This is a genomic window from Sulfitobacter sp. F26204 (assembly GCF_026410305.1).
Taxonomy (GTDB): Bacteria; Pseudomonadota; Alphaproteobacteria; order Rhodobacterales; family Rhodobacteraceae; genus Sulfitobacter.
Window position 1 is genome coordinate 504,624 of sequence record NZ_JAPMLQ010000003.1, and the last position, 13,325, is coordinate 517,948.

A 13,325-nucleotide genomic window follows, 5' to 3' on the forward strand; every position below is an offset into this window, starting at 1 on the left:
TATGAAACGGAGGCTTACAGGATGGCATGTCTTTGCGATGTTTGCCGGATGTTTCAGCGTGATCATCGCCGTGAACCTGACGCTCGCCTTTCAGGCCGTCAGCACCTTTCCCGGTTTGGTCACCAAGAATTCATATATCGCCAGCCAGAGCTTTGACGCCGACCGCGCCGCTCAGGATGCACTGGGGTGGACGTTGGACACAACGCTGGTCAATGACATACTGACGCTTGCGATCACGGATGCCTCGGGCGCTATTGTGGAACCCACCGTGATCAAGGCGACGCTCGGCCGCGCGACCCATGTAGCAGAGGACATGACACCCGATCTGCAATGGAACGGCAGCGCTTTGACCGCCGCCGCCCCTGTACAACCAGGCTACTGGACGCTCTGGCTGGAACTGGAGGCTGCAGACGGTACAAAGTTTCGCCGCCGCATTCCGCTACATGTGGATGAACCCGCATCATGACCATGGCCGAAAATCCCGAATTTGACAGTCCGGGTTTGACTGCTTGCCCCGGTTGCGTCGCACGACCTGCGACCAGCCAGGCGCGCACAGCAGGCACCACGGGCGAAACGCTATACTTGTCCTTACCCGCCATTCACTGTGCTGGCTGTATCGCAACCGTCGAACGCGGATTGCTTCAACGGGATGATGTGTTTGATGCCCGGGTAAACCTGAACCGCAAACAGGTCCAGATCACCCATGCGTCCCAAACCGCGCCCGACACACTGATCGACCATCTGACCGACCTTGGGGTCGAGGCGCGCCTGCTGGACCGCGACGCGCTAGGCACGACAAATGATACGGCCGGCCGTGCGCTGTTGATCCGCATTGCCATCGCGGGCTTTGCCATGATGAACGTCATGTTGATGTCTGTCGCCATCTGGTCAGGCGCGGAGGAAGCCACGCGCACCCTGTTTCACTGGCTTTCCGCAGCGATTGCCCTGCCCGCTGTTGTCTTCGCCGGTCAGCCGTTTTTCCGAAATGCCTGGACGGCATTGAAGGTCGGGCGCTTGAACATGGATGTGCCGATTTCGCTGGCGCTGGTTCTTGCCTCCGCCATGTCTCTCTTTGAAACTGCGGCTGGCGGGCATGACGCCTATTTCGACGCTGCGCTATCGCTGACGTTTTTCCTGCTGTGTGGGCGTTATCTTGATCATCGCTGCCGCAGCACCGCCCGCTCTGCCGCACGTGAACTGGCTGCATTGGAAGTCCCGCGTGTGATCCGCGAGACCGCTACGGGACGCGAGACAATCAAGCCGGAGCAGGCTCAGGTCGGTGATCATATTGTCGTACTTGCCGGTGCGCGCGCGCCCGTGGATGGCATTGTGATCGCGGGCAACAGCACGCTGGATCGTGCCCTGCTGACCGGTGAAAGCCTGCCCGTCGCGGCGCAACGAGGCAGCACAGTCAACGCTGGCGAATTGAACCTGTCTGGCCCCCTGACCCTGTTGGCAAAGGCGGTTGGTACGGACACCAGCCTGCGGCGCATGGTCACGATGATCGACGCCGCGGAATCCGCCCGCAACAGCTATACCGCGTTGGCGGACCGTGCCGCACGTATCTATGCACCGGTTGTGCATCTGCTGGCCTTTGCCGCCTTTGCGGGTTGGATCATCGTTTCGGGCGATGCGCGTCTGTCGATCAATATCGCCATCGCGGTCCTGATCATCACTTGCCCCTGCGCCTTGGGCCTGGCGGTGCCTGCGGTCTCTACCGCGGCGGCTGGCAAATTGTTCCGTGCAGGCATTCTGGTCAAGAATGGAACAGCACTTGAACGCATCGCCGAAGCGGACGTCGTTGTCTTCGACAAGACCGGCACCTTGACCGAAGGCCAGCTTGAAATCGCGTCATTGGATGCCTTATCTGACTCTGACCTATCGGTCGCGCTTGCTTTGGCACAAAGCTCGAACCATCCAGTGGCTCAGGCGATTGCCCTGGGATTGCAGGATAATTCCTTAAAGGCCGCTCCCCTGAACGGGATCAAAGAGATCCCTGGCCAAGGATTGCGCGCAGTGTTCAAACATCTCGATGTCCTGCTGGGATCAGCCAGTTTCACCGGGGCCGCGCCTACGGATTTGCCCGGTGCCTGGCTGCGCATCGGCGATGCTGCCCCCGTGCATCTGAGCTTGCAAGCGAACCTGCGCGAAGGTGCCAGAGAGATGGTTGCCACTTTGCAAGCCAGAGGTTTCGAACTTCATTTGATCTCGGGGGATACGCCAGCGGCAACCCGCGCAGTTGCCGAAACCCTCGGCATCACCAAATTTCACGCCGGGCAAACCCCTGCCGACAAGATCTCCTATCTCACCGCATTGGCCGAACGAGGCCATAAGGTGCTGATGGTTGGTGACGGGTTGAACGATACCGGTGCGCTGGCCAGCGCCTATGCATCGGTGGCACCGGCAGCGGCTGCGGACGCTGCGCGGGCGGCCTCGGATGTGGTGTTACTGGGACGCAGCCTCGCCCCCTTGCCGGAGTTGATTCAGACAGCCCGCAGCGCCAAACGCCGGATTCTCGAAAACTTCAGCATCGCCGCGGGCTATAATGCCTTGGTGATTCCCTTGGCGGTTCTGGGTTTTGTCACGCCCTTGCTGGCAGCGATTGCCATGTCGACCTCTTCCATCACCGTCTTGCTGAACGCCTTGCGTCTTTCGCGAAGGGCACGTCAATGAATATTCTGGCTGTTCTCATACCGGTTTCGCTCTGCCTTGGTGGCTTGGGGCTTCTTGCCTTTTTGTGGAGCTTGCGATCCGATCAATATGACGACCTTGACGGCGCTGCGTGGCGTATCCTGCTGGATGACGACACCGCCGGGCCTGACTTGGACGAAAGTCGGGATTTCCCCGAAGATCCACGTTCCTGACCATCGCTTGCGCCAGCTGTTTCACCTGATCGTCATTGGGCGCATTTTCTGCGTCCGTGCTCGACCCTGCGGATACAAGGGCAAACTGCGCACAGACTGTCATGAATCCGCTTCCTTTGCGGGGGCCTGCCTACCGACAATCAATCCATGCCTGACCGTCCAGTGGAGGTGTCTTTTATTTTCTTCGACAAAATTCGTTATGCTGTATAACAATAATTCCGAGCCAACAGAATCGGCAGAGTATCGGCATATGGCAACGTCAGGATCACAACTGCGCCCCGGCGGGAAATACCGGACCCCTGCTGATCAAGGCCATCACGCCTCCGCGCAAACGTAAGGACATCCAGATGAGCGAACCCATTCTGAAAATCGACGTTGCGGGGCCGGTCGCGACACTCACCATGAACCGCCCGGACAAGCGCAATGCCATGTGTGAGGAACTTTTGCTGGCGATCGATGCCTTCTTTTCAGCGCCCCCTAAAGACCTGCGCGTGGTCATCATCACGGGAACAGCGGGGCATTATTGTTCGGGGCTGGATCTTTCTGAACATGTACACCGCTCTGCCGAAGACAACTTGTATCATTCGCGCAAATGGCACGAGGTCATGGAAAAGATACAGTTCGGGGGACTGGCCGTGGTATCGGCGATGTTCGGAGCGGTCATTGGCGGCGGGCTTGAGCTTGCCGCATCGACCCATGTACGCATCGCCGAACCCTCAACCGTTTTCCAACTACCTGAAGGGCGTCGCGGAATCTTTGTTGGCGGTGGTGCCACAGCACGGGTCAGTCGTCTCATCGGCGCGGACAGAATGACGGAAATGATGCTGACCGGGCGAAAATACGACGCCCAGGACGGTGTTGCCCTGGGGCTGGCCCATTACACGGTCGCAGAAGGGGCGGCAATGTCCCTTGCCGGGGAACTGGCGGGCAAGATTTCGCGCAATGCGCCGCTTTCAAACTATCTGATGATTCAGGCCATCGCCAAGATCAGCGATATGTCCCAAAGTGACGGATTGTTCGTTGAATCCCTCGCCGCGTCGGTATCGCAGACAACGCCGGATGCCACAGAAGGGCTGACTGCTTTTCTTGAAAAACGCCCACCAAAATTTCGGTAATCCAATGCCCCTGACAAAACCAGAGATCACACCATCTCCTGCCCCGGTTCAGATCAGCGATGCAACCCTGCGCGGTTTTGTGGGCTATCACATGAAACGCGCCTTCAATGTGGTTCAGGCTGACCTTACTCATACGCTGAAGCCTTTTGGCCTGCGTATGTTGACCTATACCGCATTGGTGTTGATCGCTGACAATCCGGGGTTAAGCCAGTCACAACTGGCAGGCGCAATGGATGTGGAGCGGCCCAACCTGGTGGTTATCGTCGATCAATTGGAGCAACGCGGGCTGATCACCCGCGACCGCGTACCGACGGACCGGCGTGCCTATGCCTTGCATGTGACGGACAAAGGTCGCCAGCTTTATGAACGCGCGGTAGCTGCCACCAAGACCCACGAAGCAAACCTTCTGGAAGCCTTGGCCCCCGAGACACGCAAGACGGTGGTCACCGCGCTGCAGCTCATCCAAAACGCCAATCAAAAGGGTAAAGTATGAAACGAACATCAGACTTCCTGCCTCACTCCGTGCAACGCGAAGACCGTGCGGATGGCACGATCCTGCTGCGTTCGACCTATGAGATCGGGCCCGTCGCCCGACGCATCGGCGATTGGCTGGACCATTGGGCGGAAACTACGCCCGAAAATGTCTTTATCGCAGAACGCAGCGGGGACGGTTGGCGCAGCCAGAGCTATGGCAGCACCTTGCAAAAGGTCCGCAACATTGCGCAATCCCTGCTGGCACGGGGTATGGGGGCGGAAACGCCGATCCTGATCATGTCGGGCAATGGGGTGGATCATGGATTGTTGACCCTTGCTGCACATTATGTGGGCATCCCGACTGTGCCGGTGGCCGAACAATACTCCCTGATCCCTGCAGCGCTTGGCAGGTTGGAACATGCCGTGAAACTGGTCCAGCCTGCGATGGCCTTTGTAGACGATGCGGCGCGCTACGCCGCCGCTCTGAAGGTAGATGCGCTGGCAGATGTTGAAATTGTCGCTTGCCAGGGCCAATCCGATGGCATCACTTCGTTTGACGATCTGCTCAGGGGCGATGGCGGCATTGACCTGGTTGCGGCACAGGCCACCGTCACCCCGGATACCATTGCGAAAATCCTGATGACATCGGGATCGACGTCCGAACCCAAGGGTGTCCTGACCAGTCACAAGATGATCTGCGCCAACCAGACCCAAATTGCCGACGCCCTGCCCTTTTTGCGACAACGCCCGCCAAGAGTTGTGGATTGGCTGCCCTGGAACCACGTCTTTGGCGGGTCACATAATTTCAACATGATGCTGGCAAATGGCGGATCGCTTTACGTGGATGATGGCAAACCCGCCCCGGGGCTGTTTGACCGAACTGTCGAAAACCTTGGAAAGGTGGCGGGAACCTTGTGTTTCAATGTTCCTGTCGGCTTTCAGATGCTGTTGGACGCGCTGCGACGTGATCCCGGTTTTTGCAGACAGTTTTTCGAACACCTCGACCTGATCTTTTATGCCGGCGCGTCCCTGCCACAAGATGTCTGGGAAGGGATTGAAACCCTTGCTCTTGAGGTGAAAGGCGAAGTGCCCTTGATGACCTCGTCCTGGGGGCTAACCGAAACGGCTCCGGCGGTGTTGATCCAGCAGGAACCAACCGACCGCTCCGGCGTCGTCGGGGTACCGATGACGGATGTCGTGGTCAAACTGATCCCCGATGACGACATGCGCTGCGAGGTGCGCGTCAAAGGCCCCAACATCATGCCAGGTTATTTCAATGCGCCGGAAAAGACGGCGCAGGCCTTTGATAACGAAGGCTATTTTGTCACCGGTGATGCAATGCGGTTTGTTGACCCGCAAGACATGAACAAGGGTCTCAAATTCGACGGACGGATCAGCGAGGATTTCAAACTGCTCACCGGTACGCGGGTGCGCGCAAGCCAACTTCGTCTGGACATGCTGGCGGGTCTGGGCGGTCTGGCCGCTGATCTTGTGATCACCGGCGCGGATCGGAACGAGATCGGTCTGATGATCTTTCCCAATATGACCGAAATCGAACGCCGGGGCTTTTCAACAGCGCAAAGCAACGGTGTCTTGACCGATCCTGCGCTGTTGGCCGAGGTCAACACATGCCTGGCAACCCATGCCAAAGGCAGCAGCAGTTCAACCTGTGTGTCCCGCGCCATCATACTGGGCGAACCTGCATCGATGGCCCTGGGCGAAATGACAGCCAAGGGTAATCTGAACTTTCGCAAGATACTGACCCGTCGCGCCGATCTGCTCATGCGGCTTTATGACAATGCTGACCCTGCGGTCACGACACTATAGGGACACCACAATGGTCGATCTGACTAAAATCCGCGCCATCGACATTCATACCCATGCCGAAGAACCTTGTGGTTGTCACGGTGATGACGGATACGACGAATTGCAATCCACCATGGCCGCCTATTTCGGCGCCCCGTGGAAACACCCCCCAACGATCGAGGAAACCGCAGCCCATTACCGCGACCAGAACATCGCCGCGGTGATCTTTCCCGTCGATAGCGAACGTGAAACCGGCTACCGCCGATACAAGAACGAAGAAGTCGCTGAACTGGCTGCAGCAAATGACGATGTCTTGATCCCCTTTGCGTCGATTGATCCATGGAAAGGCAAGATGGGCGTGCGCGAGGCGCGGCGCCTGATCAAGGAGTTCGGCATCAAGGGGTTCAAGTTTCACCCCACGATGCAGGGTTTTTACCCTAATGACCGCATGGCCTATCCCCTGTATGAAGCCATTGCCGAAGAAGGTGGCATCGCGCTGTTTCATACCGGTCAAACCGGTGTCGGCTCGGGGATGCCCGGCGGCAACGGCATGCGGCTGAAATACTCCAATCCGATGTATATGGACGATGTCGCGGTTGATTTCCCCGATATGAAGATCATTCTCGCCCATCCGTCCTTTCCCTGGCAGGAAGAGGCGCTGGCCGTCGCGCAGCACAAACCCAACGTCTATATTGACCTTTCCGGATGGTCGCCGAAATATTTCCCCGAAATTCTGGTGCGCTATTGCAATACACTGTTGAAGAAGAAGGTGCTGTTTGGTTCGGACTGGCCGATGATCACACCGGAACGGTGGCTGGCCGATTTTGAGAAAATCGCGATCAAGGACGAGCTGCGCGCGGACATCACCAAGGGCAACGCGGCACGTTTACTGGGGTTGATATAGCGCCATGCAATACCACCTCAACGGCTTTCGCTCGGGTGATCCCTGCGTTCATCCGGCAGTCGACAAAAACGAGGCGGTCGATGTCCTGATCGTTGGCTGCGGGCCTGCGGGATTGACACTGGCGGCACAGCTTGCCGCTTTTCCTGAGATTTCCACCCGTATCGTTGAGCGTAAATCTGGCCCGCTCCAAATCGGACAAGCGGACGGCATTGCCTGCCGTTCGATCGAGATGTTTCAGGCCTTTGGTTTTGCCGGAAAGGTTTTGAAAGAAGCCTATCACGTAAACGAAGTGGCCTTCTGGCGGCCGGATACACAGGGTGTTCTGCACCGCGCCGACCGCATTCAGGATGTGGAAGATGATCTCTCGGAAATGCCTCACGTCATTCTGAGCCAGGCTCGTATTCATGATTTTTATCTTGAGGTGATGCGCTCTTCCCCACACCGGATGGAACCGCTCTACAACCGCGATTTGATGACCCTGACGACGCAGGAGCACGGAGATTTTCCTGTCACGGCAACCTTTAATACAGAAAAGGAGAACATTACCGAAACAATTCATGCCCGCTATGTCGTGGGCTGTGACGGGGCCCGCAGCAAGGTACGCCGCGCATTGGGCCACCAGTTGAAAGGCGCGGCAGCACGGCAACTTTGGGGGGTGATGGACATCCTTGCGGTGACTGACTTTCCCGACATCCGACTGAAATGCGCCATTCAGTCAGCGGAACATGGGAGTATTCTGATCATCCCGCGAGAAGGCGGCTATCTGGTGCGGATGTATATCGAACTGGACGCGCTGCACGGGGATGAACGTGCAGCAGACCGCAATGTCACGGCTCAGATGCTGATCAGCAAGGCCCGTGCCATTCTTGCGCCCTTCACCCTCGATGTGAAAGACGTGGCCTGGTGGTCGGCCTATGAAATCGGGCAACGGCTTTGTGATGGCTTTGACGATGTACCAGAGACAGAACGAACCCAGCGGGATCCGCGTATCTTTATCGCCGGTGATGCCTGTCACACCCATAGTCCCAAGGCCGGTCAGGGCATGAACGTGTCGATGGCCGATACCTTCAATCTGGGGTGGAAGCTTGCAGCGGTATTGCGCGGGCAGGCCATCCCTGCCCTGCTGCACAGCTATTCATCCGAAAGACAGTCCAAGGCAAAAGAATTGATCGATTTTGATCGTGACATGGCCCGCCTGTTCAGTGCCCGCCCCAAGGATGCTGCCGAGGCCGAACAGTTCCAGCGCTATTTCAAGAAACACGGTCGCTATACAGCGGGGGTCGAGACCCGGTATGCTGCGTCGCTGATCACTGACAGCGCGGCGCATCAGACCCTCGCAAAGGGCTTCACAATTGGGATGCGGTTCCACTCTGCCCCGGTGATCCGGCTGGCGGATGGCAAACAGATGCAACTGGGCCATGTCATCGAGGCAGACGGCCGCTGGCGTCTGTTCGCTTTTGGCGACGCGCAAGACCAGGGCCAACAGGGGGGCGCAATTGCAAATCTTTGCGCCTATCTGTCGCAATCCCCCGACAGCCCGATTGTGCGCTACACGCCTGCCGGGCAAGACATCGACAGCGTTATCGACACGCGCGCCGTCCTGCAACAACCGCATCACAAGGTGTCATCAGAAATGCTGCCGTCTCTCTTGCTGCCCCAAAAGGGGAAGTTCGCATTGAAGGATTACGAAAAGGTATACTGCCCGGATTTCAGATCCAGTACCGATATTTTTGACTGCAGAGGCATCGACCGCAAACAAGGTGCCCTGGTGATCGTGCGCCCGGATCAATATGTAGCGGCGGTTCACCCGATCACCGATCCTGGTGCCACCACAAAATTTTTTGCACGCTTTATGGTGCAGCGGTAAAAACGTCGGTAAAGCAACCTCATGCGGCGTCTAGCGCGGATCAGACAGCATCCCCGAAACCTGCAGACCCCACTCGAACACAACCAAGCAGATAAGAACAGACCGGTCCTTGCTGCGCGACATGTTGACCGGCAGAGAAAATGGCGGAGGGGGTGGGCCTCAAATCCAACCTTCTCCACCCTAAGCCATTGTTTTTACTCGGCGTTGGCGCCACCCTCGGCCGGCAGTCAAGTATGCTTCTTCTCGGCCTCTTCTTTCTGGCGCGCACGTTCTTCTGCCGCATCGATCCGTCGGCCGATCCCCTGTCCGACCTTAACAACCTGACGTCCCAAGAAGCGGCTCGGACGCGACGTAGCGACCTTGTAACCCATCTCAGCTAAGTCCACGGTCGCCTTCATGGTGCCGGTCACAGCGACGCCGATACCTTCCTCAATCGCCTCGGCCTTATCGACGCCTTCACGATGGCGATCGATAGCGTGATTGATGCCCCGGAGAGTGGCAAAGATGCCTAGACCGCTGAGGCCACCGATCACCGCGTCCATCGCCGTATCAGGGAAGTCGACAACTGATCCGCCCAGGGCGAGATCCGAGGCGCTGTTTAGGTCGGCATTCGTCATGCCGCCATCGATGGCGCCGGTCTCCACGGCGACTTCGCTTGTCGCGATGACCGGGATCTCAGGATCGACGCTTTCGATGTAGCCTGCGCTGTCCGTCGCCTTCACTTGGAACTCCATCCCGTCAATCGTGATGTCGGTATCCGGAGTATTGAAGTGTTCGTGGAGCGTGCCGCCGGTGCTCTCTGTGACATGCGCCTCGAAAAGCGCGCCCTTTGTGAGAGACGCGAGGCCCGCAAGGCTCTCGGGCTCCATGGCAAGCGTTTGAAGCCAAATTTCGCTGTCGCTCATGCCATCGAAATTGCCATTGACTGAGCGCAGCGCGTCATAGACCTCGCCGGCTTGTGAGATGTCCTGCCAGGCGGAGACAGGAACCGACAGCGCCGACAGGATAAGCGCATCTCGTGCAATGGTGTCCCCGTCGAAGGTTTCCTGCCTTCTATCCGGAACGGCGCCAATGACGGTTTCCTCGATCCGCCGTAGCCTCTTGTCGATGCGCCCGGCCACGGCGTCTAGTTTTTCTTCAGCCTCCCGAATGGTCTTTGCATTACGCGACAGGAAAAGTTTGACGTCCCGCTCCAGATCGCGAATTTCTTTGTCCATCTTGTTGTAGTCAGGATAGTCATAGCTGAGCTGAGTCCACCAAGACTTGCCTTTTAGCATCTCGTCGACATCGGCTTCGAGCTGGACCCTTCGAACCTTGACCCGCGCAAGCCGCTGAATGGCTGCGTCGCGCGCGGCGAGGACAGGATGCGCCTTGCGTGACTGGGCAATCCTCGCTTTAGCCGTCTCCCGCATCTTGGCCACAGCTTCTGTTACTGCTTCGCGCCGGCGAATTTTCTCCAAGCGATTCCACTCGAGTTCTCTGAACCGTCGCGCTTCTTCCAATCTCGTCTCGATCGCCGGTATCCAGATCTCGACGAGCTGCCTCAGATGCGGAGCAAGCTTTGTCTCACGAAGATCCCTGATTCCGCGGTCGATCGTGCTCGGATCTTCCTCGTCGCACAGGCTCTCGAGTTGCCTACGACGCGCCCTGTACTCTTCGCACTTGGTCCGGCTTTCCTGCGCCTTGCGACCTTTCAGCGCGCAAATGAAAAGCAAAAGGAGTGCGCCGATTACCCCGACAGCGAAGCCGGTCGTCTCCTTGCCTGCATAAAATGCCCAAGCTGTCAAAGCCGCAGCACCGAGAGCGAGTAGGATCGCATGTCGCCGATGGCGATCGGCAGACTCTTCAAATTCGCAATCGAGCTTGGCGTCTGTCGGTCTGATTGCGGTTCTATTCAACCTGGTCCTGAACGCATCTTCGCCGTTTCTATATATGCTCGCTATAGCTATGCCCTCAATTTACCCAGCATGATTGAACTCCCACAGCTGAGATTTCAAAAGCAGCCCTCAGTTTGGCACCAGTGTTGCCGGAAGATGCCAGCAAAACAAGTGGATACCGATTCGGGGACCGCAGTCACGGAAAAGTCCTTCGCCACGCACTTCGAGCCGCCAAACAATGTCATCGAGAGCCTGACTGCCTCGTTTTCCAGCGCTTGTGCCAGACTCCTCGAGCGGCTTTCGTTTAGGCTCTGACAGGTCAATGTCGCGCAAATCTCGGTGTTGCTTACAGGCAGCGAATATCCTCTGGAAGTCAGACCGCGGGAATTCTCGCCTCGTCCTTCAGCCAAAGCTCCTCGGAAACGTCAAAAAACTTCATTGCATCATGCACTTGCCCACGTCAGTGTCGGAGGAGCAGGCGTGCGCGCCTTATTCTCATCTTGTAGGCAGCACAAATGCAAATCGAACTCACACTGGAACAATCCAAAGCCGTCGAAGCAGTCCGACAGTTCCTCGAAGACGATGCCGCCGACGTTTTCATCCTCGCAGGAAGCGCCGGAACCGGCAAGACGACGATGATCGGGAAGCTCGTGGAGATCGTCGCGGATATGAAGCTCTCCTGCGCGCTAGCGGCGCCGACGGGGCGTGCGGCCCGGATCTTGGGGGACAAGGTCGCGCAGGCCACTGGCTGGGAGGTCCAAGCCAAGACCATCCACAGCCTGATTTACGCGCTCGACAGGCTTGAGGTGAACGAGGACGCCGAGGCACCGAACGACCCGGGTCTGCGATGGTTCTTCCCGCTCGCGGAGGACGAGCCGGCAATGTCGGTCCTCATTGTTGACGAGGCGTCCATGGTCGGCGACCGGGAAGTCCGTGGTGACGTGATCCGTTTCGGGTCTGGCCGTCTTCTCAAGGACCTCGTTACCTTCGCGCGGTCCCGGCGCAGAGAGGGCTCCGACGATCGGCTCGTCAAGCTTCTCTTCGTGGGCGACCCAGCTCAGTTGCCTCCGGTCGGAGAGGAAGAATCGCCGGCCCTATCGCCGCAGCGACTCGAAGCCGAGTTCGGGCTGACGGTGTCCACCTTCCAGCTCGGAACGGTGATGCGCCAGCGCCAGGGCAGCGCAATCCTTGAGCGGGCCACCGAGATTCGGAAGGCGATCGCCGCCGAAGTCTTCAACGCTTTCTCGTTGGAGCCGGATGGCGAGGAGATCGTCCGGATCGAGTCCGAGGTCGCATTCGACGTCCTCGAGCGGAGCGTGCGATCGCGCGGCTCGAGCGTGGCTGTTGTCCGGTCCAACGCCGCCGCGCTGGAGTACAATCGCGGCATCCGCGAGCGGCTCTGGGGCGACGCGTCGCGCCCTGTGCAGGTCGGCGATATCCTGTTAGTGAACCGCAACGCCCACTTGGTCTCCCTGCGCAACGGTGTTCTCGTCAAGGTGCTGGACGTGACGCCGGCAGCCGAGCGCGCCTCCGTGCCGGTCAAGGGCGCAGGGAGCGTCGAACTCTCCTTCCGGGACGCAACCGCCGCCTACAGGGAGGCCGACGGGACCGTCGTCAGACTGCCGTTCAAGATACTCGAGAACCTTCTCGACTCTCCGGGGCGGGAATTGACGCCCCTCGAACAGCGGGCGCTCCTCGTCCACTTCCGCCAGCGGAACCCGCAACTGAAGCCCAGGTCCAGAGAGTTCGCCAAGAATCTCAGAGCGGACCCGTACTTCAACGCAGTCCAGGTAAAGTTCGGCTATGCCATGACATGCCACAAAGCGCAGGGGGGCGAGTGGGATGCCGTCAGCCCAGATCCGGCCAATACCGGTGACGGGAGCCAACCGATCATTTCGCGGCCATGCAGGCCGTAAGCGCCACGCACATCCGGCTTGCCAGTCTTCTCCGACAGCGCCTCGGGCTGGCCCTTGCACCACCCAAAGCACAGCCGCCCCGCCACAGTGATCGAGTCCACGAAGATCGTGTCGTAGCGGTCCAGTGCGGCCGGATCGCCGAAGCGGTCGCAGACGGCCTTGTAATGGGCCGGACTATAGGGCTGCTCGTCGCGCAGCGCCGGGTTGGGTCCGCCGATGAACACCGCGAAATCCCGGCATTCCGTCCAGGTCCGCGGCCGGATGCTGTCCCCCTCCCAGCCCTCGATGGCGAGATCGCCCGCTTCGAGATCCATGAACAGCGTGCGGTCAGGATCGAGGGTCCAGAGCAGCGAGGTTTTCCCAATACCGGATTTCCCGAAGATGCACCCCTTGATGCCGCGCGGCTCGGCCAACCGCTGGTCGGCGCTGATGATGGGGAGGCTCACTGGTCGCCCCCCTGCGCGAGGATCTCGACCTTCAGCGTGCCGGGCCGGACGGTGCG

The 13,325-nt window shown here is 58.7% G+C and carries 11 protein-coding genes; 9 read left to right on the forward strand and 2 right to left on the reverse strand.

Annotation, left to right across the window (positions count from 1 at the left end; translation table 11 throughout):
* The first annotated feature begins 1 nt into the window (after position 1).
* The 8 genes from OS190_RS11320 (at position 2) to OS190_RS11355 (ending at position 9,030) form a co-directional block, all read left to right on the forward strand.
* Positions 2–466 carry a FixH family protein gene (locus tag OS190_RS11320; RefSeq protein WP_267158789.1) on the forward strand — a complete coding sequence of 155 codons (465 nt, stop codon included), beginning with the start codon at positions 2–4 and terminating at the stop codon, positions 464–466.
* Positions 463–2,673, forward strand: coding sequence for a heavy metal translocating P-type ATPase (locus tag OS190_RS11325; protein ID WP_267158790.1), 2,211 nt, complete (start codon positions 463–465; stop codon positions 2,671–2,673). The genes OS190_RS11320 and OS190_RS11325 overlap by 4 nt, the downstream gene beginning before the upstream one ends.
* A complete protein-coding gene (ccoS, locus tag OS190_RS11330; RefSeq protein ID WP_267158791.1) occupies positions 2,670–2,864 on the forward strand; it encodes a cbb3-type cytochrome oxidase assembly protein CcoS in 195 nt (64 codons plus the stop codon). The genes OS190_RS11325 and ccoS overlap by 4 nt, the downstream gene beginning before the upstream one ends.
* 347 nt (positions 2,865–3,211) lie before the next feature.
* Positions 3,212–3,979: a crotonase/enoyl-CoA hydratase family protein gene (locus OS190_RS11335; RefSeq protein ID WP_267158792.1), complete on the forward strand. Its 768-nt coding sequence runs from the start codon at positions 3,212–3,214 to the stop codon at positions 3,977–3,979.
* Between the two features lie 4 nt (positions 3,980–3,983).
* A complete protein-coding gene (locus tag OS190_RS11340; protein WP_267158793.1) occupies positions 3,984–4,472 on the forward strand; it encodes a MarR family winged helix-turn-helix transcriptional regulator in 489 nt (162 codons plus the stop codon).
* Complete coding sequence (locus OS190_RS11345) at positions 4,469–6,280, forward strand: feruloyl-CoA synthase (protein ID WP_267158794.1); 1,812 nt, start codon at positions 4,469–4,471, stop codon at positions 6,278–6,280. The genes OS190_RS11340 and OS190_RS11345 overlap by 4 nt, the downstream gene beginning before the upstream one ends.
* A gap of 10 nt (positions 6,281–6,290) precedes the next feature.
* Positions 6,291–7,163, forward strand: a complete 873-nt coding sequence (locus tag OS190_RS11350) for an amidohydrolase family protein (protein ID WP_267158795.1) — start codon at positions 6,291–6,293, stop codon at positions 7,161–7,163.
* 4 nt (positions 7,164–7,167) lie between these two features.
* Entirely contained in the window at positions 7,168–9,030 is a 1,863-nt protein-coding gene (locus tag OS190_RS11355) for an FAD-dependent monooxygenase (RefSeq protein WP_267158796.1), read from the forward strand.
* 227 nt (positions 9,031–9,257) lie between these two features.
* On the opposite strand, the gene OS190_RS11360 is transcribed toward OS190_RS11355, so the two are convergent.
* The gene (locus OS190_RS11360) at positions 9,258–10,928 is read right to left on the reverse strand and encodes a hypothetical protein (RefSeq protein WP_267158797.1); all 1,671 of its coding nucleotides are present in this window, start codon (positions 10,926–10,928) and stop codon (positions 9,258–9,260) included.
* A gap of 494 nt (positions 10,929–11,422) precedes the next feature.
* On the opposite strand from OS190_RS11360, the gene OS190_RS11365 reads away from it, so the two are divergent.
* The gene (locus tag OS190_RS11365) at positions 11,423–12,823 is read left to right on the forward strand and encodes an ATP-dependent DNA helicase (protein ID WP_267158798.1); all 1,401 of its coding nucleotides are present in this window, start codon (positions 11,423–11,425) and stop codon (positions 12,821–12,823) included.
* Here the strand turns inward: OS190_RS11365 and OS190_RS11370 are convergent.
* Complete coding sequence (locus OS190_RS11370) at positions 12,709–13,269, reverse strand: ATP-binding protein (protein ID WP_267158799.1); 561 nt, start codon at positions 13,267–13,269, stop codon at positions 12,709–12,711. The two genes, OS190_RS11365 and OS190_RS11370, sit on opposite strands and share 115 nt — an antisense overlap.
* Positions 13,270–13,325 lie beyond the last annotated feature (56 nt).

What these genes read in the sequence shown, in the direction of transcription:
- OS190_RS11320 (WP_267158789.1), top strand. Translation starts at nt 2, where the DNA reads ATGAAACGGAGGCTTACAGGATGGCATGTCTTTGCGATGTTTGCCGGA.
- OS190_RS11325 (WP_267158790.1), top strand. Translation starts at nt 463, where the DNA reads ATGACCATGGCCGAAAATCCCGAATTTGACAGTCCGGGTTTGACTGCT.
- ccoS (WP_267158791.1), top strand. Translation starts at nt 2,670, where the DNA reads ATGAATATTCTGGCTGTTCTCATACCGGTTTCGCTCTGCCTTGGTGGC.
- OS190_RS11335 (WP_267158792.1), top strand. Translation starts at nt 3,212, where the DNA reads ATGAGCGAACCCATTCTGAAAATCGACGTTGCGGGGCCGGTCGCGACA.
- OS190_RS11340 (WP_267158793.1), top strand. Translation starts at nt 3,984, where the DNA reads ATGCCCCTGACAAAACCAGAGATCACACCATCTCCTGCCCCGGTTCAG.
- OS190_RS11345 (WP_267158794.1), top strand. Translation starts at nt 4,469, where the DNA reads ATGAAACGAACATCAGACTTCCTGCCTCACTCCGTGCAACGCGAAGAC.
- OS190_RS11350 (WP_267158795.1), top strand. Translation starts at nt 6,291, where the DNA reads ATGGTCGATCTGACTAAAATCCGCGCCATCGACATTCATACCCATGCC.
- OS190_RS11355 (WP_267158796.1), top strand. Translation starts at nt 7,168, where the DNA reads ATGCAATACCACCTCAACGGCTTTCGCTCGGGTGATCCCTGCGTTCAT.
- OS190_RS11365 (WP_267158798.1), top strand. Translation starts at nt 11,423, where the DNA reads ATGCAAATCGAACTCACACTGGAACAATCCAAAGCCGTCGAAGCAGTC.